Raw genomic sequence first — 25,743 nt, forward strand, 5'->3', positions numbered from 1 at the left:
CCCAGGCGGCGGCAACTCCCGTTGGCCGGTACACGCTATCGCGCTTTCCGACCGGCTCGTCAGCCGTCCTCCGATACCGGGACCGGGACGGCATCCGCGGGGCGGAGCGGGGGTGGTGGGCGACGGGCGACGGCCCCGGACGTCCCGAGCCGCTTCGGCAGTCCCGGCGCACTCTTACGTCCCGAGGCACTCTGGCGTCCCCCCTTTCCCCGTCCTACCTTTGGGCAGCGGTAGGCATACCGCTCGCACGGCTTGTCATGTCTGAGCTCCGAGACGCCCGACACGAGGTGAGCCTTGATCCTCCCCCGAAGACCCGTCGGCCGGTTGACCGTCGTCGCCACCGTCCTCGCCACCGCGGCGGCCATCGCCGCCGGACCCGCGCGGGCCACCCCCGACGGCACACCGTCGGCCGGACCCGCCCGGCCGTCGCTGGTGCGGCCGATCGATCCGCAGCAGTGGCGCAACCCCGACGACATGACCTGGTCCGACTACCGCGCGGTCCCCGGTACCCACTGGGCGGACCCCGCCGTCAAGCCCACCCGGCGCACCTTCAAGGGCGCGCTGGTGCTTCTGGACTATCCGGACGAGGAGTTCACGGTCAGCCGGCCGGCCGGGTCCACCCTGTTCGGCAATCCGCAGCCGAGCGCCTCCGGTATCCCGCGCGACCGCCTCCCGCGCTTCTACCAGGACTTCCTCAACACACCGGGGCCGCTGAACAACGGTCACACCATCAACGAGTACTGGATGGAGGACTCCGGCGGCCGCATCGGGGTCGATCTGACCGCCTTCGGTGTGTACCGCATGCCGGGCACGTCTTATCAGTACGGCGTCGAGGACTCGATGAACCCGGGCGCCTGCCCGGCCGGGGACACCTGCGGCAAGGACATCCGGGAGGACGGAAAGGCCGCCTGGACGGCCGATGTCGGCGCCGACAAGGCGGACTCGTTCGACTTCGTCTTCTATCTCACCGCCGGACAGGACGAGTCGTCCACCTGGCAGGAGTTCGGCCCGATGAAGTTCCCGGGCGCACCGGACATACCCGCCGCCTGGGGGCCACCGGCCGCCACGGGCGACAACTCCGCCCGGACCCGCTATGTGCCGTGGACGTCCTGGCAGGCCGCCGCCCGTATCTGGCCCAACGCCGCCGACGGGTCGTCGGTACAGGCCGAGAGCTCCGGCATGGCCGTGTACGCCCATGAGCTCAGCCACATCCTGGGCATCGGGGACAACTACAACAACCCGTACGGCACCCCCCTCAGCCGTTCGTACACCGGCATCTGGAGCATGCTCTCCCGCGGCTCCTTCAACGGCCCCGGCGGACCGCACACCCGCTGGCAGATCCCCGCCACGGGCGGGGGCTCGATGGGCTCCCAGCATGTGCTGCGCGACAAGCTGAAACTCGGCATCGTGGACGAGAAGAACGTGCTGCGGCTGGACCGCGACGCACTGAAGAGCTCCGGCCTCGTCGTCGCCCGCGTCACCGCACGCTCGGCGCCACCGGGCGAGAAGGGGCTCTCCGGGGTCAACATCACCATGGGCGGAGATCTGTCGGAGCCCTGCGACAACGGCACCGACCCGCTGTGCGACGGCGGCGGCTACGACAACTACACCGTCGAGGTCGTCGACCGCATGGGGATGGACTCGTTCACCCCGGATCACGGGGTGCTGCTGGCCAAGACCAAGAACAAGGACCGGGCCCCGTTCGCCTGGGTGGTCGACGCCCACCCCGAGGACATCGGCCTGGTGGACTTTTGGCGCCCCGACGGCACCGACCAGAAGATCACCATGGGCGACTACCGGCAGCTCAGCGACGCCCTCTTCCACGCCGGAGCCGACTCCGGCAGCCAGTACGAGTACATCGACCGGGCCAACCGGCTGCACTTCTATGTGCTCGACCTCAAGCGCGACAGGTCCGGAGTGCTCTCGTACACCATCGCGGTGAAGTCCCTGGACGGCGCCGGACCGCGGCGCCGCGGAGTGGCCCTGCACCGCGGCGAGGCCAAGGGGGACCCCTCCCGCTCCCGGGCCATGTGCACCTTCGGCCTCGACAACACCGGACGCGCCACCGGGGACCGGGCGACGACTCCGGCCACGTCGGTGGACTCGGATGTCTACCGGCTGTCGGCGAGGGCGGTCGGCCGGGGCTGGTCCGCCTGGCTGCCCAACCGTCTCGCCACCGCCAGGGCAGGTGAATCGGTGGATGTGGAAGTCGCCGTGGCCGCGGAGAAGGGTGCCGAGCGGCGGGGCGCGGTCGTCCTCACCGCCCGCTCCGAGAGTGATCCGCATCGGACCGCCAAGGCGCTGTGCCGGCTGTCGGGTCGCCGGTAGGGCGACGGGTGACGGCCCGCCGGAACTCGGCGGGCCGTCCCCGTTCGGCGGTCCTGCTCCGCCGGCGGTCTCGGTCGAGGGTCTCCTACTCCGTCTCGTCGGCCGCGGTCTGGATCGGCACCCGGAGGGTGTCGGGCTCACAGCCCGCCGTACCGGCGATGATCCGCGCCGCCCCCTTGGTGAGCGGCACCAGGCTCTGCTCGTCCACCTTGTCCGGGGTGTCCCGCGGATCGAAGATGTACATGGGCGTGGTGATCAGCTGCACCAGCGGCACACCCGTGTAGTAGAAGTAGGCGCCGTCGGTGGCCGGGTTCGGCGCGAAGGCGGTCGGCGACAGGATCCATGAGCGGCGCAGGTCCTCCGCCGCGAGCGACTCGGCCACCAGCTGTTCCAGCTGGGGTGCCTGAGTGGTGAACCACCAGCGCACCTCGGGGTCGTCGGTGGGCACGACCTCCCCGTCGACCACCTCGGCCTGGCGTGCGGCGTGTTCCAGATGCATTTCGAGGACGACCTGGGGGAACAGCTCGGGGTGCGCCGCGATGAACGCCTGGGTGCCCGCGGCGCCCGCCATGTGGCCGGACGTCAGCACGAACAGCATGTTGTGCGGCCGCAGTTCCTGGGGCACCGACGCCCAGAACCTGGCCTGCGCCAGGACGAGCGCCACCCCGGAGGCGTCCTCCACGGCGGATGCCCAGGGACCGTCGTGGTGTGAGCCGACGATCACCCAGTGGTCGGAGGCGCCGGGCAGGGTGCCCACCACATTGTGGGTGGTCTCCTCGGTGATGGTGGCATCGGAGACGATCCGGCCCTCGCATTCCCCCGACGCCATCAGCTCGCGGACCCGCTGCCCGTCCTTGCCGCTCAGCCAGATGCCGGGGATGGAGCGCCGTTCGGCGTCATAGGGCCAGTAGAAGTCACTGGTCTCCCAGGGCAGGCCGGTGAGCAGGCCGACATAGGCCGTGGCGCCGTCCTTGATGGCGATGTCGAAGTCCAGCACATGGGCAAGGTCGAAGGGCACGGTCTGGACGAGGTCGGGGAAGACGCCCTCGGGGTCGTAGGAGCCGGTGGCCCGGGCCTGCACCTCGGTCTGCGGCAGCTGGGTGAAGCCGATCTCCTGGACCGCGATGGAGCCCCGCACCTCCCCGCCCTCCATCCGCACCAGCGGGCCCTCGGTGCCCTCGGTCGGGGTGGTGTACGGCAGCGCGAGTCCGTCGAAGCGGGTGACCTCATCGGGCCGGTCGGTGGGCCAGATCTCGAAGGCGGCGGACCGCGGCCGCCAGATGGGCGTGTCCAGCGGCTCCAGCCGTACGTCCTCCAGACCGGTATCCCGGAATTGTTCGGCGGCCCACTCCTCGGTCCAGCCGTCGGCCGGATAGCCCGCCCGGCGAATGCCCTGGCTGACGATCAGTTCGATCCAGGCCATCATCTCCTTCGAGGTGGGGGCCCGATCGATGTACTTCTCCAGCTCCGGCCAGCCGCTCATCGCCATCCTCCTCATCGCCATGGTCGGCATTCATCGTCGATGCGCGGGCTAAAGCTGAGCTAATGCGGGGCCAGCACTCCTCTTTCGCGACGCCCCTTTTCTCATCCGGGAGGCCAAGTCTCGTCCGGGGGAGGCCAAGCCGGGCGTTAGACCCACTTTGGTGACGGCACAAATGATGGTCGCCGTATCCGGACAAGCCGCCGATCAGGCGGCTCAGCCGCAGGTCAGCGCCCGATTGACGGTTGGGAGTCGAGAGTGCGTACCGAAAGCTCGGAGGAACGGGAACGGGAACCGCGGGACACGGCCCGGCGCAGGAGGTGGACCCGGCAGGTCCCGGCAGGTGTCGTGGGTGTGGCAGCGGTGAGCCTGATCGCGCTCACCGTCTCCCCGGTGAACGCCGAGCCCGATACCAGAGGCAAACCGCCGCGCGGCAGGAATCCGCTCCCCGCTCCCCCGCAGATCCGCGATCTGGACTTTCTGCTCGGCTCCTACACCTGCGACTACACCCCACCGCCGGGCGGAAACCCGGCGGTGCTGACGCTGAACACCAAGCGGGCCATGGGCGGGCATTACCTCTATACGGACGCCACGCTCGAACCCGGAAACGTGGTCGGCCGTTCGTCCTTCGGCTGGAATCCCGTGGACGGGAAATTCATCACCCAGTACCACGACAACTGGGGTTCCTCCGGAAACTACACCTCGTCCGGCTGGAAGGACGGCCATCTGATATTCAAGGGTCCCCTCACCCAGGTGATCACACCGAATGCCTCAGGACAGACAACGGGCGTGAAGCTGGACCTCAAGGATGACTACCAGGTCCTCGGGCCGGGGCATTTCAAGGACACCACGAGCTTCACCTTCCCCGACGGAAGTACTTTGCAAGGCAGTTACGACTGCCGCCGCCAATAGCGTTCAGCGTTCCGGACCGAGGGAAGTGGAGGTGGCCGACCATGGCGAGCAATGAAGAGAAGCTGCTCGACTATCTGAAGCGGGTGACGGCGGATCTCCGGCAGACTCAGCGCCGTCTGAAGGATGTCGAGTCCGCGGGGCATGAGCCTGTCGCCATCGTGGGAATGTCCTGCCGCTTCCCCGGAGGCGTACGGTCCCCCGAAGAGCTGTGGGAACTCGTCGCCACGGAGCGGGACGCCATTTCGGAACTCCCCACCGACCGCAATTGGGATGTGGAGAACCTCTTCCACCCCGATCCGGAGCACCCTGGGACGAGTTACACACGCGAGGGCGGCTTCATCGACGACCCCGCGGGATTCGACGCCACGTTCTTCGGCATCAGCCCCCGCGAGGCGCTCGGAATGGCGCCACAGCAGCGGCTGGCCCTCGAGGCGTCCTGGGAGGCCGTCGAACACGCCGGGGTCGACCCGGAGTCGCTGCGGGGCAGCCGGACCGGCACCTTCATCGGCTGCGATCACCTCGACTACTGTTCCGACGCCTCCCAGGTGCCCGAGGGCTCGGCCGGCTACTTCACCATCGGCAACTCCGCCAGCGTGGTGTCCGGCCGGGTGGCGTACACCCTCGGTCTGGAGGGAGCCGCGGTGACGGTGGACACCGCGTGCTCCTCCTCCCTGGTCGCCATGCATCTGGCCTGCCAGGCGATCCGGCAGGGCGAATGCGATATGGCGCTCGCCGGGGGCGTGGCCGTGATGTCCTCGACGGCACCGTTCATCGGCTTCAGCGAACTGCGCGGGCTCGCGCCGGACGGCAGGTCCAAGGCGTTCTCGGCCAACAGCGACGGCATGACCCTGGCCGAGGGCGTGGGTGTCCTGCTGCTGGAACGGCTGTCGGACGCGCGGCGCAACGGCCACCAGGTGTTGGCCGTGATCCGGGGCACGGCGGTCAACCAGGACGGCGCCAGCAACGGCCTGACGGCGCCGAACGGGCCCTCACAGCAGCGGGTCATCCGGCAGGCGCTCGCCAACGCCCGGCTGCCGGCGTCCGAGGTGGACGCGGTGGAGGCGCACGGTACGGGTACGACGCTGGGCGATCCGATCGAGGCGCAGGCGCTGCTGGCCACATACGGGCAGGAGCGGCCCGAGGGGCGTCCGCTGTGGCTGGGGTCCATCAAGTCCAACATCGGGCACGCACAGATGGCCGCGGGTGCGGCCGGGGTCATCAAGATGGTGATGGCGATGCGCCACGAGATGCTGCCCGCCTCACTGCACATCGACGAACCGACCCCCCATGTGGACTGGAACGCGGGCGATGTCCGCCTGCTGACCGAGGCCCGGGAGTGGCCGCGGGGCGAGCGTCCACGCCGGGCGGGGGTCTCGTCCTTCGGCATCAGCGGGACCAATGCGCATGTCATCGTGGAGCAGGCGCCCGAGGAGCCGGTGACGGCGGCCGGAGCCGTCGAGGCGGGACCGGTGGAGTCGGCGTCCTCGGCGAAGCCGGTGGGTGGGCCGGTGCCGTGGGTGGTATCGGCGCGCGGGACGGAGGCGCTACGGGGCCAGGCGCGGGCGCTGGCCGAACGGGTGAACGCCGACCCCGAGGTGAGCGCCTCGGAGGTGGGGTGGTCCCTGCTGCGGTCCAGGACGCTCTTCGACCACCGGGCGGTGGTCATCGGGCAGGACCGCGAGGAACTGGTGGCGGGGCTGGAGGCACTGGCCACCGGAGAACCGCACCCGGGTCTGGTGCACCCCGGCGGAGCCGCCGAGGCCACCGGGCAGACGGTTTTCCTGTTCAGCGGACAGGGCAGCCAGCGCCCCGGCATGGGCGCCGAACTCTACGACCGATTCCCCGTCTTCGCGGCGGCCTTTGACGAGGTATGCGGTCTGCTCGATCCGCATCTGGAGCACCCGCTACGGGAACTGGTCTTCAGCCACGACCCCGAACAGGCAGCACTACTGGACCACACGACCTACGCCCAAGCCGGGCTGTTCGCCCTGCACATCGCCCTGGCGCGGCTCCTCGACTCCGTCGGCGTACGACCCGACGCCGTCATCGGCCACTCCATCGGCGAAATCGCCGCCGCCCATATCGCCGGAGTCCTCGACCTCCCCGACGCCTGCCACCTCGTCGCCACCCGCGCCACCCTCATGGGACGGCTCCCCACCGGCGGAGGCATGGCCACCATCGCCGCCACGGCCGAGGAGCTCGCCGACGACCTCGCCGCACACAACGGCCAGGTGAGCATCGCCGCCCTCAACACACCCGGCAACACCGTCATCTCCGGACCCATCGACCTCGTCGCCGACATCAGCGCCACCTGGACAGCCAAAGGCCGCAAGACCAGGACACTGACCGTCAGCCACGCCTTCCACTCCCCCCTGATGGACCCCATCCTCGAACCCTTCAAAGAGGCCATCAGCGGACTCACCTACCACTCACCCACCATCCCCCTCATCAGCAACCTCACCGGACAACCGGCGGACGAGCAGATCGCGACGCCCGACTACTGGACCCAACACATCCGCCAACCCGTCCACTTCCACCCCGCCATCACCCACACCACACCCCACACCAGCATCTACCTCGAACTCGGCCCCGCCCCCATCCTCGCCACCGCAACCCATCACACCCTCCACCACCACACCACCCATACCGAGCGCCCAACACCCCTCATCACCTCCACCCTGAGCCACAAACAACCCGACACACACGCTCTCACCCACACCCTCGCCCAACTCCACACCACCGGTATCAATGTCGACTGGACCAGCTGGTTCCCCGCCGACCCGGCCCCCCAGGTCGTCGGGTTGCCGACGTACGCCTTCCAGCACCAGCGCTTCTGGCTGGCCCCGCTCGCCGCCCGTACAAGCTTCGAGGGAGCTGCCGGGGACCCGGCCGAGGCGCAGCTCTGGCATGCCATCGAGGAGCTCGACGTCGACGCCCTCACCAGCACGCTCCAGCTGGACGAGGACAGCCCCGGCATCGACGCCCTGCTGCCCGCACTCCCCGTACTGTCCGCCTGGCGGCGCCAACACCGTGAACGCTCCACCATCGACTCCTGGCGCTACCGGGCCACGTGGCAGCAGCTCCCCGACCCGGCCGCCCCGGCCCTGACGGGCATCTGGCTGGTGATCGTCCCGGCCGGGCAGGAGGAGCACGCCGCGGTCCAGATCACCCTCCAGGCGCTGCGGGCGCACGGCGCCACGACGATCCCGTACGCGGTCGACGCTCATGACACTGATCGCGCCGGGCTCCGCGAACGTCTCGACCGGCTGACCGAGGAGTCCCAGCCCGCCGGAGTCATCAGTCTGCTCGCCCTCGACCAGGAACCGCTCGCCGGCCACTCCGCGGTGTCCGCCGGGCTCGGCGCCACCACCGCCCTCCTCCAGGCCCTCGATGACGCCGGAGTCAACGCGCCGCTCTGGTGCGTCACGCAGGGCGCCGTCGCCACCGGCCGCAGCGACCTCCTCCCCCACCCCGAGCAGTCGCAGATCTGGGGCTTCGGCCGGGTGGCCGCGCTGGAGCATCCGCAGCGCTGGGGCGGTCTCATCGATCTGCCCGGCGCCATGACCCACCACACCGCGGGTCGACTGGCGGCCCTTCTCGTGCCCGGGCAGCCCGAGGACCAGGTGGCCATCCGCACCACCGGTACGTACGCACGCCGCCTCACCCGTGTGCCCGCCGCCGACACCTCCCCCGCTCCCTGGGAGCCGTCGGGCACCACGCTCATCACCGGCGGCACCGGCGGTCTCGGCGCCCAGATCGCCCGCTGGCTCGCCGAGCGGGGCGCACCCCGTCTCCACCTCATCAGCCGTTCCGGTCCCGACGCGCCCGGCGCGTCCGAGCTCGGCGAGGAGCTCACCGCGCTGGGGGCGGACGTCACCATCACCGCCTGCGATGTCTCCGACCACGCCGCGCTCCGGCGGCTCATCGACAGCGTCCCCGCCGAACACCCCCTCACCGCGGTCATCCACACCGCCGGCACGATGGAACTGGTTCGGATCGGCGAGCTGGACGCCGGGCGGTTGCAGCCCGTTCTGCGGTCCAAGGCCCTGGCCGCCGCTCATCTGCACGACCTCACCCAGAACCTCGATCTCACGGCCTTCGTCCTCTTCTCGTCGAACGCCGCGACATGGGGCAGCGGGCAACAGGCCGCCTACGCCGCCGCGAACACCTATCTGGACGCGCTCGCCGAACACCGCCGGGCCCGGGGCCTGCCCGCCACCAGCCTCGCCTGGGGGCCGTGGGGCCAGGCGGGCATGGCCGCCGACCAGCACACGCTCTCCCACCTCAAGCGGCGGGGTCTCTCCCCACTCCCGACCGACCTCGCCATCGCGTCATTGCAGCACGCGCTGACACACCACGACACCGCCGTCACTATCGCGGATGTCGACTGGGAGAAGTTCGGCCGTACGTTCACCGCGCAGCGCCCGAGTCCGTTCCTCACCCGGCTGATGCCGTCGAACGCGGAGCCCGCCACGCCCACGGCCACCGCCGACGTCAATCCGCTGCGGCAACAGCTCGGCGCGGCGCCCGCCGCACAGCGCCATCAGATCCTGGTCCGCCATATCCAGGCCCTGGCCGCGACGATCCTCGGGCACTCCGGACTGGACGCGGTTCCCCCGGGGCAGCCCTTCCAGGAGCTGGGCTTCGACTCCCTCACCGCGGTCGAGCTGCGCAATCAGCTCACCGCCACGACCGGCCTCGCCCTCGCTCCGGCGCTGGTCTTCGACCATCCGACGCCGAACGCGCTCGCCACGTATCTGGGCGCCGAACTCACCGGGCAGAAGGCCGCCGTCACCACCCACACGTCGTCCGTGGCCACCGACGACGAGCCGATCGCGATCGTCGGCATGGCCTGCCGCTACCCGGGCGGTGTGTGCTCGCCGGAGGAGCTGTGGCAGCTGGTCGTCGCGGGCCGGGACGCCATCGGGGAGATGCCCGCCGACCGCGACTGGGATCTGGACACCCTCTTCGATCCCGACCCCGAGCGTCTGGGCACCAGCTATGCGCGCGAGGGCGGTTTCCTCCATGACGCGGCCGGGTTCGACGCGACGTTCTTCGGCATCAGCCCGCGCGAGGCGCTCGCCATGGACCCCCAGCAGCGGTTGCTCCTGGAAACCGCCTGGGAGACCTTCGAAAGCGCGGGCCTGGACCGGGACACGCTCGCCGGGAGCAACACCGGCGTCTTCGCGGGCGGCACCTATCAGGGCTACGGCGCCTCCGGCAGTTCCTCGGCACGGGAGGTCGAGGGGTATCTGCTCGCGGGCGGTACGCCGAGTGTCATGTCCGGCCGCGTGGCGTATGCGTTCGGTCTTCAGGGCCCGGCGGTGACGGTGGACACGGCGTGCTCGTCGTCGCTGGTGGCCATGCATCTGGCGGCCCAGGCGCTGCGGCAGGGCGAATGCACGTTGGCCCTGGCGGGTGGCGTGACGGTGATGGCCACGCCGACCACCTTCATCGAGTTCTCCCGCCAGCGCGGTCTGGCGGCCGACGGCCGGTGCAAGCCGTTCGCATCGGCGGCCGACGGCACCGGCTGGGGCGAGGGCGCCGGGCTTCTGCTGTTGGAACGGCTGTCGGACGCGCGGCGCAACGGCCATCGGGTGCTGGCCGTGATCCGGGGCTCCGCGGTCAACCAGGACGGTACGAGCAACGGCCTCACCGCGCCCAACGGGCCCTCGCAGCAGCGGGTGATCGGCCAGGCACTCGCCAACGCCCGGCTGTCGCCGGCAGAGGTCGATGTAGTGGAGGGACACGGCACCGGAACCACGCTCGGCGATCCGATCGAGGCGCAGGCGCTGCTGGCCACATACGGGCAGGAGCGGCCCGAGGGACGTCCGCTGTGGCTGGGATCCATCAAGTCCAACATCGGCCACACCCAGGCGGCCGCCGGAGTGGCCGGGGTCATCAAGATGGTGATGGCGATGCGCCACGAGATGCTGCCCGCCTCACTGCACATCGACGAACCGACCCCCCATGTGGACTGGAACGCGGGCGATGTCCGCCTGCTGACCGAGGCCCGGGAGTGGCCGCGGGGCGAGCGTCCACGCCGGGCGGGGGTCTCGTCCTTCGGCATCAGCGGGACCAATGCGCATGTCATCGTGGAGCAGGCGCCCGAGGAGCCGGTGACGGCGGCCGGAGCCGTCGAGGCGGGACCGGTGGAGTCGGCGTCCTCGGCGAAGCCGGTGGATGAGCCGGTGCCGTGGGTGGTATCGGCGCGCGGGACGGATGCGCTACGGGGCCAGGCGCGGGCGCTGGCCGAACGGGTGAACGCCGACCCCGAGGTGAGCGCCTCGGAGGTGGGGTGGTCCCTGCTGCGGTCCAGGACGCTCTTCGACCACCGGGCGGTGGTCATCGGGCAGGACCGCGAGGAACTGGTGGCGGGGCTGGAGGCACTGGCCACCGGAGAGCCGCACCCGGGCCTGGTGCACCCCGGCGGGGCCGCCGAGGCCGCCGGGCAGACAGTGTTCCTGTTCAGCGGACAGGGCAGCCAGCGCCCCGGCATGGGCGCCGAACTCTACGACCGATTCCCCGTCTTCGCGGCGGCCTTTGACGAGGTGTGCGGCCTGCTCGATCCGCATCTGGAGCACCCGCTACGAGAGCTGGTCTTCAGCCACGACCCCGAACAGGCAGCACTGCTGGACCATACGACCTACGCCCAAGCCGGGCTGTTCGCCCTGCACATCGCCCTGGCGCGGCTCCTCGACTCCGTCGGCGTACGACCCGACGCCGTCATCGGGCATTCGATCGGCGAAATCGCCGCCGCCCATATCGCCGGAGTCCTCGACCTCCCCGACGCCTGCCACCTCGTCGCCACCCGCGCCACCCTCATGGGAGGGCTCCCCACCGGCGGAGGCATGGCCACCATCGCCGCCACCCCCGACGAACTCACCGACGACCTCGCCGCACACAACGGCCAAGTGACCATCGCCGCCCTCAACACACCCGGCAACACCGTCATCTCCGGACCCATCGACCTCGTCGCCGACATCAGCGCCACCTGGACAGCCAAAGGCCGCAAGACCAGGACACTGACCGTCAGCCACGCCTTCCACTCCCCCCTGATGGACCCCATCCTCGAACCCTTCAAAGAGGCCATCAGCGGACTCACCTACCACCCACCCACCATCCCCCTCATCAGCAACCTCACCGGACAACCAGCCGACGAGCAGATCACCACCCCCGACTACTGGACCCAACACATCCGCCAACCCGTCCACTTCCACCCCGCCATCACCCACACCACACCCCACACCAGCATCTACCTCGAACTCGGCCCCAACCCCACCCTCGCCACCGCAACCCACCACACCCTCCACCACCACACCACCCAAACCAACCACCCAACACCCCTCATCACCTCCACCCTCACCCACAAACAGCCCGACACACACACCCTCACCCACACCCTCGCCCAACTCCACACCACCGGTATCAATGTCGACTGGACCAGCTGGTACCCCACCACCCCCACCCCCCGCACCATCGACCTCCCCACCTACGCCTTCCACCACCAGCACTACTGGCTGTCGTCCGGCCCCTCCTCGGACCCGGCGCCCACGGAGGCGGCTCTGGTCGACAGGGAGTTCTGGGAGGCGGTGGAGCGCGAGGATCTGGAAGCCCTGGCGGCGGCCATCGACTCACCGGCGGACCAGCGGCCCATGCTGGGCGCTGTTCTTCCGACGCTGTCCGCCTGGCGGCGGCATCACCGGGAGCGGTCGGTCATCAATTCCTGGCGATATCAGGTCACGTGGAAGGGGCTTCCCGCTCCTTCCACGCGTCCGGACCTCTCAGGCACCTGGCTGCTGATCATCCCCGCCGGTCAGTCCGACCACCCCGCCGTGGCAACCGCCACGCAGGCCCTGACCGCCCACGGCGCCACCCCGCTCCGCCATGTGCTCGACACCCGTACCGTCGATCGTGACGCCTTGGCGGACCACCTCACCCGTCTGGCCACGGAGTGCGAACCCACCGGAGTACTGAGCCTGCTCGCCCTCGATGACGAGCCGCACCCCGAATACGCCGCCGTACCCTCCGGGCTGACCGCGACCACCGTACTCGTGCAGGCCCTCGGCGACGCCGAGATCCCGGCACCCCTGTGGTGCCTCACCCAAGGCGCCGTCGCCACCGGTTCCGGCGATCCGCTCCCCAGCCCTCGGCAGGCGCAGATCTGGGGACTTGGCCGGGCCGCGGCCCTGGAACACCCTCGCCGCTGGGGTGGCCTGATCGACCTCCCGACCGTCATCGGCCACCACACCGCCGACCGTCTGGCCGCCCTGCTCGCCCCCGGTGGGCCGGAGGACCAGACCGCCATCCGCGCCACCGGCAGCTACGCCCGGCGCCTCCGTAGGGCCGGTACGCCCACCACCGCTCCCAGGACCTGGCAGCCCACCGGCACCACACTCATCACCGGCGGCACCGGTGGCCTCGGCGCCCATGTCGCCCGCTGGCTCGCGCGCCACGGCGCACCCCATCTCCACCTCATCAGCCGGTCCGGGCCCGACGCCCCCGGCGCCGCCCAACTCGCCCAAGAACTCACCGACCTGGGCACGACCGTCACCATCACCGCCTGCGACGCCTCCGACCGGGCCGCACTCCAGCACCTCCTCGACACCATCCCCGCCGAACACCCCCTCACCACCGTCGTCCACGCCGCCGGAACGTCGGACACCGAGCTCATCGCCGACCTCGGGCCGGAGCGGCTGCGGCATGTGCTCGGGCCCAAGGCCCTGGCCGCCACTCATCTGCACGAGCTGACCCAGGGACTCGCTCTCAGCGCGTTCGTGCTCTTCTCGTCCGGCGCGGCCGTGTGGGGCGGCAGTCGGCAAGGCGCCTACGCCGCGGCGAACACCTATCTCGACGCCCTCGCCGAACACCGCCGCGCCCGGGGACTCCCCGCCACCAGCCTCGCCTGGGGCCCCTGGGGCGATGCAGGCATGGCCGCCGACGAGACAGCGCTCGCGTTCTACGGGCGGCGCGGCCTGTCTCCGCTCAGCCCGGAGCTGGCCGTGGCATCGCTCCAGCACGCCCTGGACCACCGTGACACGACGGTCACCGTGGCGGACATCGACTGGGAGAAGTTCCCGACGGCGTTCACCGCCCAGCGCCCCAGCCCGCTGCTCGACGACTTGGTCACGGCCGCCGACCACTCCACCGAGCGAACCACCAGCAGGTCCGCAGGCACCTCGCTCCAGCAGCGGCTCTCCGCCGCCACCCCCGAGCAGCAGCACCAGCTCCTCCTCGAGCGGATCCAGTCCCTCGCGGCCTCGATCCTGGGGCATTCCGGACCGGACGCGATTCCGCCCGCCCAGCCGTTCCAGGAGCTCGGTTTCGACTCCCTGACCGCCGTGGAGCTGCGCAACCAGCTCGCCACCGCCACCGGAATCGACCTCGCACCCGCGCTCGTCTTCGACCACCCCACGCCCAACGCCCTCGCCACATATCTGCGCGCCGAACTCACGGGCCAGCAAATGGCCGTCACCGCTCACACCCCCACCACGGCCGCCCAGGACGAGCCGATCGCGATCGTCGGCATGGCCTGCCGCTACCCCGGCGACGCGCACTCCCCGAAGGAGCTGTGGGACCTGGTCATGGCCCACCGCGATGCCATCGCGGAGATGCCCACCGACCGCAACTGGGATCTGAACGCGCTCTACGACCCCGACCCCGACCGCGCGGGGACGAGCTACGTCCGCGAGGGCGGATTCCTCTACCAGGCGGCCGAGTTCGACCCCGGGTTCTTCGGCATCAGCCCGCGCGAGGCGGTCGCCATGGACCCACAGCAGCGCCTGCTGCTGGAAACCGCCTGGGAGACCTTCGAAAGCGCGGGTCTGGACCGGGACACGCTCGCGGGCAGCAACACGGGCGTGTTCGCGGGAGTGACGTCGCAGGACTACATCTCCCTCACCGGCGATACGGCGAGCGACGTCGAAGGCTATGTCGCCACGGGCAATATCGGCAGTGTGGTCTCCGGCCGGGTGTCCTACTCCTTCGGCCTCGAAGGCCCGGCGGTGACGGTGGACACGGCGTGCTCGTCCTCGCTGGTGGCCATGCATCTGGCCACCCAGGCCCTACGGCAGGGCGAATGCACGATGGCCCTGGCCGGCGGGGTGACGGTGATGGCCACCCCGGGGGCGTTCATCGAGTTCTCCCGCCAGCGCGGTCTGGCGCCCGACGCGCGGTGCAAGCCGTTCGCGGCCGCGGCGGACGGCATGGTGTGGGGCGAGGGCGTCGGACTCGTCCTGCTGGAACGGCTGTCGGACGCGCGGCGCAACGGCCACCGGGTGCTGGCCGTCGTGCGTGGCTCCGCGGTCAACCAGGACGGCACGAGCAACGGCCTCACCGCGCCCAACGGGCCCTCGCAGCAGCGAGTGATCCGGCAGGCGCTCGCCAACGCCCGGCTGTCACCGTCCGACGTGGACGCCGTCGAGGCACATGGCACCGGGACCACCCTCGGCGACCCGATCGAGGCGCAGGCGCTGCTGGCCGCGTACGGGCAGGAGCGGCCCGAGGGGCGTCCGCTGTGGCTGGGGTCCATCAAGTCCAACATCGGCCACACCCAGGCCGCCGCCGGAGTGGCCGGGGTCATCAAGATGGTGATGGCGATGCGCCACGGCGTGCTGCCCGCCTCACTGCACATCGACGAACCAACCCCGAATGTCGACTGGAGCGCGGGCGACCTGCGCCTGCTCAACGAACCCGTCCCATGGCCCCAGGGCGAACGGCCCCGCCGGGCGGGAGTCTCCTCCTTCGGCATCTCCGGCACGAACGCCCATCTCATCCTTGAGCAGGCCCCCGAGCCGATCGAGCCCGCCCCCGTATCGGACGTCGCTGGTGTGGTGCCCTGGGTGATCTCCGCACAGAGCGACGCGGCGCTACGAGGCCAGGCGCGGGCCCTGACCGGGCACATCATCGGCGAGCCAGAGGTGAGCGCCTCGGAGGTGGGGTGGTCCCTGCTGCGGTCCAGGACGCTCTTCGACCACCGGGCGGTGGTCATCGGGCAGGACCGCGAGGAACTGGTGGCGGGGCTGGAGGCACTGGCCACCGGAGAGCCGCACCCGGGCCTGGTGCACCCCGGCGGGGCCGCCGAGGCCACCGGGCAGACAGTGTTCCTGTTCAGCGGACAGGGCAGCCAGCGCCCCGGCATGGGCGCCGAACTCTACAACCGATTCCCCGTCTTCGCGGCGGCCTTTGACGAGGTGTGCGGCCTGCTCGATCCGCATCTGGAGCACCCGCTACGGGAACTGGTCTTCAGCCACGACCCCCAACAGGCAGCACTGCTGGACCACACGACCTACGCCCAAGCCGGGCTGTTCGCCCTGCACATCGCCCTCGCGCGGCTCCTCGACTCCGTCGGCGTACGACCCGACGCCGTCATCGGGCATTCGATCGGCGAAATCGCCGCCGCCCATATCGCCGGAGTCCTCGACCTCCCCGACGCCTGCCACCTCGTCGCCACCCGCGCCACCCTCATGGGACGGCTCCCCACCGGCGGAGGCATGGCCACCATCGCCGCCACCCCCGACGAACTCACCGACGACCTCGCCGCACACAACGGCCAAGTGACCATCGCCGCCCTCAACACACCCGGCAACACCGTCATCTCCGGACCCATCGACCTCGTCGCCGACATCAGCGCCACCTGGACAGCCAAAGGCCGCAAGACCAGGACACTGACCGTCAGCCACGCCTTCCACTCCCCCCTGATGGACCCCATCCTCGAACCCTTCAAAGAGGCCATCAGCGGACTCACCTACCACCCACCCACCATCCCCCTCATCAGCAACCTCACCGGACAACCAGCCGACGAGCAGATCACCACCCCCGACTACTGGACCCAACACATCCGCCAACCCGTCCACTTCCACCCCGCCATCACCCACACCACACCCCACACCAGCATCTACCTCGAACTCGGCCCCAACCCCACCCTCGCCACCGCAACCCACCACACCCTCCACCACCACACCACCCAAACCAACCACCCAACACCCCTCATCACCTCCACCCTCACCCACAAACAACCCGACACACACACCCTCACCCACACCCTCGCCCAACTCCACACCACCGGTATCAATGTCGACTGGACCAGCTGGTACCCCACCACCCCCACCCCCCGCACCATCGACCTCCCCACCTACGCCTTCCACCACCAGCACTACTGGCTCGCCCCGCCCGCTCCGCGCGCCGACGGGCATGTCAACGGCCACCACCCGGCCGAGGCCAGGCTCTGGGACGCCATCGAGGAGCTCGACGTCGACGCCCTCACCAGCACGCTCCAGCTGGAGAAGGACAGCCCCGGCATCGACGCCCTGCTGCCCGCACTCCCCGTACTGTCGACCTGGCGGCGGCAACACCGCGAGCGGTCCACCATCGACTCCTGGCGCTATCGCGTCGTGTGGAAGCAGCTGCCGGACCCCGCCACCGCGCCGACCCTCAGCGGGATCTGGCTGCTGCTCGTGCCCTCCGGGCAGGAGGAGCACCCGGCCGTCCACGCCACCGTCCAAGCGCTGGATGCCCATGGTGCGGCTTATGAAGTCCTGTCGCTCAATGGCGTGGACGCCCGACGCGACGCCCTCGCCCCACTTCTCTCACACCTCCGCGATGGCAGCACACCCGAGGGCATTCTGAGTCTGCTCGCGCTCGATCAGACGCCCCACCCCGACCACCCGGCCGTCCCCACCGGGCTGGCCGCGACGGCCGCCGTTGTCCAGGCCCTCGACCAGACGCCGCTCATCGTGCCCCTGTGGTGTGTCACCCAGGGTGCGGTGGCCGCCACCGCCACCGATCCGCTGCCCCATCCGCACCAGGCCCAGATCTGGGGTATGGGCCGGGTCGCGGCCCTGGAGCACCCCCACCTCTGGGGTGGTCTGATCGACCTCCCGGCCGACGTGGACGCCCGTACCCCCGCCCGTATCGCCGCCGTACTGACGCCCGGCCAGCCCGAGGACCAGGTGGCGATCCGCGCCACGGCTCTGGCCCGCCGTCTGGAGCGCGCCGCCTGCCCGGACACCGCGCCCCCCGCGTGGCGTCCCGCCGGTACGACCCTGATCACCGGCGGCACCGGCGGTCTGGGCGCGCATGTGGCCCGCTGGCTCGCCCGCCGGGGCGCATCCCATCTCCACCTCGTCAGCCGCTCCGGCCCCGACGCCCACGGCGTCAACCAACTCACCGAAGAGCTCACCGCGTTGGGCGCGGCCGTCACCGTCACCGCCTGCGACGTATCCGACCGCGCCGCACTCCAGCACCTCCTCGGCACCATCCCCGCAGAACACCCCCTCACCACCGTCGTCCACGCCGCCGGGCTCGCGGAGAACACCCCGCTCGCCGAGCTGGACCTTGCGGGGATCGAGGCGGTGCTGCGGCCCAAGGCGCTCGCGGCCGCCCATCTCCATGAGCTCACCGAGGATCTCGACCTCAGCGCCTTTGTGCTCTTCTCGTCCGGTGCGGCCGCGTGGGGCGGTAGCCGACAGCCCTCGTACGCCGCCGCCAACGCCTATCTCGACGCCCTCGCCGAGCACCGCCGCGCCCGTGGCCTGCCCGCCACCAGCCTCGCCTGGGCGCCATGGAGCGATGCGGGCATGGCCGCCGACGAGGCCGTCACCGACTACTACCGCCGGCGTGGGATGCGTCCCCTGGACACCGATCTCGCCATCGCCTCGCTCCAGCACTCCCTGGACCACGGCGACACCACGATCACCATCGCGGACATCGACTGGGAGAGGTTCCCGGCCGGTTTCACCGCACAGCGGCCCAGCCCGCTGCTGTCCGACCTGGCCGCCACCGCGTCGCCGGGCGCCGATGCCACCCCGGACGCCGACGCGGCGTTGAGCAACTCGCTTCAGCGGCAGCTGGCCACCGGCTCCCCCGCCCAGCGGCATCAGCTCCTGCTCCATCACATCCAGACGCATGCCGCCGCGATCCTCGGCCATCCCACCATCGACGCGATCCCACCCGCCCAGCCGTTCCAGGAGCTGGGGTTCGACTCCCTCACGGCCGTCGAATTCGGGCATCGGCTCTCCGCCACCACCGGTCTCGACCTTCCGCCCACTCTGGTCTTCGACCACCCCACCCCCAAGGAGCTGGCCGACTATCTGCGCGAGCGGCTCGTCGAGGGGCAGCTGACCTCCGAGGGACATCTGCTGTCGGAGCTCGACCGGTGGGACTCGGTCTCGGAGCCATCGGCGGTGGACGAGGCGGCCCGCCGCCGGATCACGGGGCGACTACGGCTGCTGCTGGCCAAGTGGAGTGACACGGAACGGAAAACGGAGCGTTCCGCGGCCCACAGCGAGCTCGAGACGGCGACGGCAGAAGACATTTTCGACCTCATCTCCGACGAGTTCGGAAAGTCCGACGAGCTCGGAAAGTCGTGAGCCCGATGACCCCCATCCTCCGCGACGCGCCAAGGAGCCTCCGCTAGATGTCGAACGAAGAGAAGCTGCTCGACCACCTCAAGTGGGTCACGGCCGAGTTGCGCCAGACCCGTGAGCGTCTGCGGGAGGCCGAGTCCGCCGAGCCGGAGCCCATCGCGATCGTGGGCATGGCCTGCCGCTATCCGGGCGGGGTGCGGTCGCCGGAGGAGCTGTGGCGGCTGGTGCGGGACGGCGAGGACGCCGTCTCCGGCTTTCCCACGGACCGGGGTTGGGGCGTTGAGGAGCTGTTCGACCCGGATCCCGAAAGCTATGGGAAGTCGTATGTGGACCAGGGCGGATTCTGTTACGACGCGCCCGAGTTCGACGCGGCGTTCTTCGACATCAGCCCCCGCGAGGCCCAGGCCATGGACCCTCAGCAGCGGCTGCTGCTGGAGACCGCGTGGGAGGCGTTCGAACGCGCCGGGCTCAACCGGGCGTCGCTGGGCGGCAGCAACACCGGGGTGTTCGCAGGGGTGGGTTCGCATGACTATCTGTCGGTCATCGGCGACATCACCAGCGAGGTGGAGGGCTACGTCGGCCCCGGGAACCTCGGCAGTGTGGTATCCGGCCGGGTGGCGTACACGCTCGGCCTGGAGGGGCCCGCGGTCACGGTGGACACCGCGTGTTCCTCGTCACTGGTCGCCATCCATCTGGCGTGTCAGGCGCTGCGCGGCGGCGAATGCGATCTGGCCCTGGCCGGTGGTGTGGCCGTGATGGCCACACCCGGCGCGTTCATCGAGTTCTCCCGTCAGCGTGGCATGGCCCCGGACGGCCGCTGCAAGCCGTTCGCGGCGGCCGCCGACGGCACCGGATGGGGCGAGGGTGCCGGGTTGATCGTCCTGGAGCGCCTGTGTGAAGCGCAGCGCCGCAACCGCCGTGTCCTCGGGGTGATCCGGGGTTCCGCGGTCAACCAGGATGGAGCCAGCAATGGTCTTACGGCGCCGAACGGGCCCTCACAACAGCGGGTGATCCGGCAGGCCCTGGCCAACGCGCAGCTGTCCACCGCCGAGGTGGACGCGGTCGACGGACACGGCACCGGGACCACCCTCGGCGATCCGATCGAGGCGCAGGCGCTGCTGGCCACGTACGGCCAGGGTAGGCCGGAGGACCGGCCGCTGTGGCTGGGCTCGATCAAGTCCAACCTGGGGCATACGCAGGCCGCCGCCGGTGCGGCCAGTGTGATCAAGATGGTGATGGCGATGCGGCATGAGCTGCTGCCCGCCTCGCTGCACATCGACGAGCCGACGCCGCACGCCGACTGGGCGTCGGGTGCGGTGCGGCTGCTGACCGAGCCGGTCGCGTGGCCGCGTGGAGAGCGTCCACGCCGGGCCGGTGTGTCCGCGTTCGGGATCTCCGGTACGAACGCCCATCTCATCCTTGAGCAGGCCCCCGAGCCGGTCGAGGCCGCCCCCGCGCCGGACACCTCGGGGGGCGGGGTGTCGGCGAGTGGTGTTTCGGCGGGTGGTGTGGTGCCGTGGGTGGTCTCCGGACGTGGCGCTGAAGCATTGCGCGGTCAGGCACGCGCACTGGCCCAACGAGTGGCCACCGACCCCCAGACATCAGCGGAGGAAATCGGCTGGTCACTCATCGCCACCCGGTCCGTCTTCGACCACCGCGCCGTCATCGTCGGCGAACACCGCGACGAACTCCTGACCGGACTCAACGCCCTGGCCACCGGCCACACCCACCCCACCATCATCGAACCAAACACCACCACCAGCGGCGGCACCGGCCCCGTCCTGGTCTTCCCCGGCCAAGGCTCCCAATGGCTCGGCATGGGCGCCGGACTCCTGGACACCTCCCCCGTCTTCGCCACCCGCATCGCCGAATGCCAACAAGCCCTCGCCCCCCACATCGACTGGTCCCTGACCGAAACCCTGCGCGGCGGAACCAACGCCGCCGACCTCACCCGCGTCGACGTCGTCCAACCCGCCCTGTGGGCCGTCATGGTCTCCCTCGCCGCCCTATGGGACCACCACGGCGTCACCCCAACCGCCGTCATCGGCCACAGCCAAGGCGAAATCGCCGCCGCCTGCGTCGCCGGAGCCCTCTCCCTCGACGAAGGCGCCCGCATCGTCGCCCTCCGCGCCCACGCCCTCCGCCGCCTCGCCGGCCACGGCGCCATGGCCTCCCTCACCCTCAGCCAAACCCACACCGAACAACTCCTCACCAAACTCGGCGAAGGCGCCGAAGGGGTGGGTGTCGCCGCCGTCAACGGACCCGGATCGGTGGTGATCTCCGGGCCACCGGACCAAGTCGCCCACACCATCACCGCCTGCGAACAAACAGGCCACCGCGCCCGACTCATCGACGTGGACTACGCCTCCCACAACACCCAAGTCGACCAAATCGCAGAGGAGTTGAGGGCGGTCCTGTCGGGGATCGAACCCGTCCAGGCGGAGGTGGCGTTCTACTCGACCGTCACCGGCACCCGCATGGACACCAGCGGACTCGACACCGCGTACTGGGTCAAGAACCTCCGCGAACCAGTGCGCTTCGCCGACGCCGTACGAGCACTCCTCGACGACGGCCACCGCGTGTTCATCGAAGCCAGCACCCACCCCGTCCTCACCATCGGCATGCAGGAGACCTTCGAAGAAGCCGGTGTGCCCGCGGCCGCGGTGCCGACCCTGCGCCGGGACCACGGCGACCACGCCCAGTTGATGCGGTCGGTGGCGCAGGCGTTCACCGCCGGAGTCACGGTCGACTGGACCCGCTGGTTCCACACCGACCCCGCACCCCGCGTCATCGACCTGCCCACCTACGCCTTCCAGCGGCGGCGGTACTGGCTGGACGGGCGGGGTGGCCACAGTGGCGACCCAGGTGACCTCGGGCTCGGGTCCGCGGAGCATCCGCTGCTCGGTGCCGCCGTGGAACTCGCGGAGGGCGGCGCCCATCTGCTGACCGGCCGGCTGTCGCCGCGGACCCATCCGTGGCTGAACGACCACCGGGTGCTGGACACCGTCCTGCTGCCGGGTACCGCCTTCGCCGAACTCGCCCTGCACGCGGCCGCGCGAACCGGCTGTGGCCATGTGGCGGAGCTGACCCTGCACGCGCCACTGGTGATTCCGCAGGGTGAAGCGGTCGATGTGCAGATCGCCGTGGCCGCTCCCGATCACACCGGCGAGCGTCCGATCACGGTGCATTCACGGCCTGCGGCCGACCCCGGCGACACGGCCTGGATCCGGCATGCCACCGGTGCACTCGCCACCGCCGCCGCGCCCAACTCTCCGGACCTGGAGGGCGCCTGGCCGCCTCCCGGAGCGACACCGCTCCCCGTAGAGGACTTCTACCGGCAGCTCGCCGACCACGGATACCACTACGGACCGTCCTTCCAGGGCCTCACCGCCGCGTGGCGGCTGGACGGCGATGTCTACGCCGAGGTGTCCCTGCCCGAAGGGGAGCGCGAGGGCGCGGCCGCCTACGGCATCCATCCCGCCCTGTTCGACGCCGCGCTGCACGCCCGTGCCCTGGATGTCGCGCCCGACTCCGAGGAGGCGCACGGGATCCTGCTCCCGTTCACCTGGAGCGGTCTGCGGCTGCGTGCCACCGGCGCGGACACCCTGCGGATCCGCATCACCCCGACGGCATCGGACCGGCTCAGCATGCTCGCGGCCGATCCGACCGGCGCGACGGTGGCCGTCGTGGACGACCTGATCCTGCGCCCGGTGCCGGACGGGCAGTTGGGCCGGGCCCGTACGGCGGGGAGGAATTCGCTGTTCCAGCTGGTCTGGACGCGGATGACACCGGCCGCGGGCGCCCCCGCGTGCCGTTCTGCCGTGATCGGTCCGAACGGCGGTCCCCTGTCCGACGCGCTGCCCGATGCCTCCCACCTCCCCGATATCGCCGCCGTGCGGGCGGCCGTGGCGGATGGGGGCCCGGCCCCCGATGTGGTGTTCGCCTTCTTCGGCTCTTCCACCGATGGCCGCGGCGATCCGGTGGAGCGCACCCATGACCTGGGCAGGGAGGCTCTCGGGGTGTTGCGGGAGTTCCTCGCCGCTCCCGAATGCGCCGACGCCCGGTTGGCGGTGGTCACTCATGGGGCGAGCGCCCCGCAGAGCCATGACGATGTCCACGATCTGCCCGCCTCCGCCGTGTGGGGTCTGGTGCGCAGCGCCCAGTCGGAGAACCCCGGCCGGGTCCTGCTGCTCGACCTCGATGGTCGGGACACCTCGCCACGGGCCCTGTCCGACGCCGTGGCCTCGGGCGAGCCCCAGCTGGCGCTGCGGGACGGGGTGGCGTACGTACCGCGGCTGGTCCACGACGACGCGGCCAAGCGGCTCACCCCGCCGGAGGGGTCGGCCACGTGGCGCCTGGGGCTGACCGGCCACGGCAGCCTGGACCAGCTGGCGCTGGTCGACTGCCCGGACAACACCCGCCCGCTGGGCCGGGGCGAGGTCCGGGTGGCGCTTCGGGCGGGCGGGGTGAACTTCCATGACGTCGTGGTGGCGCTGGGCATGGTGGAGGACCCCAGGCCACTGGGCGGCGACGGTGCGGGCGTGGTCGTCGAAGTGGGGCCCGCTACCGAGGAGTTCGCGGTGGGCGACCGGGTCATGGGCCTGTTCAACGGCACCGGGTCGCTGGTGGTCACCGACGTCCGGATGATCACCAGGATCCCCGTGGGGTGGTCCTACGCACAGGCTGCCACCACACCGTCCGCCTTCCTCACGGCCTACTACGGTCTTTCCGATCTCGCGGGGCTGCGGGCCGGGGAGAGGCTGCTGCTGCACGCGGCCACCGGTGGAGTGGGCCTGGCGGCCGTGCAGCTGGCCCGCCACTGGGAGGCCGAGGTGTTCGCCACGGCGGGACCCGCGAAGTGGCACGCCCTGCGGGAGCGCGGTTTCGACGACCGTCATATCGCCTCCTCGCGCACCCTCGACTTCGAAGCGGTGTTCCGCGCCGCCGCCGGATCGGTCGATGTGGTGCTCAACTCCCTGGCCGGTGACTTCATGGACGCCTCCTTGCGGCTGCTGGCCCCCGGCGGTCGCTTCATCGACATGGGCCGGACCGATGTCCGCGACCCCGAGGAGGTCGGCGCCCGGTATCCGGGGGTCGTCTATCGCGCGTTCGACCTGGTCGGCGGGGCGGGTCCGGACCGCATCCAGCAGATGCTGGCCGAGTTGTCGACGCTGTTCGAGAACGGGACGCTGCAACCGCTGCCGACCACGCTGTGGGACATCCGCCAGGCCCCCGAGGCGTTCCGCTACTTCAGCCAGGCCCGCCACATCGGCAAGATCGTGCTGACGCTCCCCACCGCCCTCGACCCGGAGGGCACGGTCCTCATCACCGGTGGCACGGGCACTCTCGGCGCCGCCACCGCCCGACATCTGGTGACCCACCACGGCGTACGGCGGCTGCTGCTCATCAGCCGCCGGGGCCCCGACGCCCCGGGGGCCACGGAGCTGGCGGCCGAACTGACCGAGTTCGGCGCACACGTCTCCATCCTGGCGTGTGACGCGGCCGACCGGGCCGCCCTGGCCAAGCTGCTGGAGACCGTGCCCGACCGCCATCCACTCACCGCCGTCGTCCACGCCGCAGGGCTGCTTCGCGATGCCACGGTCGAGGTGCTCACGCCCGATCAGCTCGACGAGGTGCTGCGGGCGAAGGCCGACGCGGCGTGGAATCTGCATGAGCTCACCCGAGACGCCGGGCTGTCGGCGTTCGTGTTGTTCTCCGCGGCGGCCGGGCTGCTGGGCGCAGCGGGCCAGGGCAACTACGCGGCGGCCAACGCCTTCCTGGACGCGCTCGCCGTGCACCGTCATGCCCACGGCCTGCCCGCCACCTCCCTGGCCTGGGGGTATTGGGCCCAGGCCACCGGCATGACCGGTGGGATGACGGACACCGACCGGGCACGGCTGGCGCGGGCCGGGATGGTGGGGCTGGAGACCGAACAGGGCCTCGCGCTGCTCGACATCGCGCTCGACAGCGGTCTGCCGACCCTGGCACCCATCCGGCTCGACCTGGCCACCATGCGGCGTGAGGCCCACGCCGACGACCTGCCGCTGCTCTTCAGGAGCCTCGTACGCGGCGCCGCGCCACAGGCGGCCACCGCAGCCGTCGCCCCGGGCTGGGCGGCACCGGCCGAGGCGTTCGCCGCCATGTCCGGGGAGGACCGGCGGCAGGCGCTCCTCAAGCTGGTGCGCAACGCCACGGCGACGGTGCTGGGCCATGACACGGCGGATGCCATCCACCCCGCCCAGAACTTCCGGGAGCTGGGCTTCGACTCGCTGACCGCCGTGGAGCTGCGCAACCGGCTGGGCGCCGCCACCGGTCTGCGACTGCCCACCACCCTGGTCTTCGACCACCCCACGCCCACCGCGGTGGTGCGGCTGCTGGAGGAGCTCCTGGTCCCGGCCGGGGCGGCGTCTGCGGACTCGCTCCTCACCGGCCTCGACTCCCTCGACGCCGCCTTGACCGGGGGGATCGCCGACCGGGAGCAGCGGACCCGGATCGCGGCGCGGTTGCGGGAGCTGCTGCGCAAGGCGGACGGCCCGTGGCAGGACGCGGACGGCGACGACGCCGAGGAGGATCTGGCGTCGGCCAGCGACGAGGACTTGTTCCGGGCGCTCGACAACGAGCTGACCGTCCCCTCCGACGACAGTCTCCGATGAATCA

General features: G+C 70.9%; 4 protein-coding genes and 1 pseudogene. 4 read left to right on the forward strand and 1 reads right to left on the reverse strand.

From position 1 onward, the window contains the following. Nucleotides 1–294 precede the first annotated feature (294 nt). Nucleotides 295–2,328, forward strand: a complete 2,034-nt coding sequence (locus ACMTAK_RS06985) for a M6 family metalloprotease domain-containing protein (RefSeq protein WP_413805360.1) — start codon at nt 295–297, stop codon at nt 2,326–2,328. An 85-nt stretch (nt 2,329–2,413) separates the two neighbouring features. On the opposite strand, the gene ACMTAK_RS06990 is transcribed toward ACMTAK_RS06985, so the two are convergent. Continuing rightward, entirely contained in the window at nt 2,414–3,811 is a 1,398-nt protein-coding gene (locus tag ACMTAK_RS06990) for a M28 family metallopeptidase (protein ID WP_413805361.1), read from the reverse strand. A gap of 351 nt (nt 3,812–4,162) precedes the next feature. Between ACMTAK_RS06990 and ACMTAK_RS06995 the strand changes: the two genes are divergently transcribed. The 3 genes and pseudogenes from ACMTAK_RS06995 to ACMTAK_RS07005 all read left to right on the forward strand — a co-directional run. After that, nucleotides 4,163–4,720, forward strand: coding sequence for a hypothetical protein (locus ACMTAK_RS06995; RefSeq protein ID WP_413805362.1), 558 nt, complete (start codon nt 4,163–4,165; stop codon nt 4,718–4,720). Between the two features lie 41 nt (nt 4,721–4,761). Then, the gene (locus ACMTAK_RS07000) at nt 4,762–19,089 is read left to right on the forward strand and encodes a type I polyketide synthase (protein WP_413805363.1); all 14,328 of its coding nucleotides are present in this window, start codon (nt 4,762–4,764) and stop codon (nt 19,087–19,089) included. Nucleotides 19,090–19,136: 47 nt separating this feature from the next. Then, nucleotides 19,137–25,739 (forward strand): annotated as a pseudogene (locus tag ACMTAK_RS07005) (SDR family NAD(P)-dependent oxidoreductase); the annotation flags it as partial. Between the last annotated feature and the right edge of the window lie 4 nt (nt 25,740–25,743).

Source organism: Streptomyces lacaronensis (genome assembly GCF_047337785.1).
In the GTDB taxonomy this organism is placed as follows: domain Bacteria; phylum Actinomycetota; class Actinomycetes; order Streptomycetales; family Streptomycetaceae; genus Streptomyces; species Streptomyces lycopersici.

What these genes read in the sequence shown, in the direction of transcription:
- ACMTAK_RS07000 (WP_413805363.1), top strand. Translation starts at nt 4,762, where the DNA reads ATGGCGAGCAATGAAGAGAAGCTGCTCGACTATCTGAAGCGGGTGACG.
- ACMTAK_RS06990 (WP_413805361.1), bottom strand. Translation starts at nt 3,811, where the DNA reads ATGAGCGGCTGGCCGGAGCTGGAGAAGTACATCGATCGGGCCCCCACC.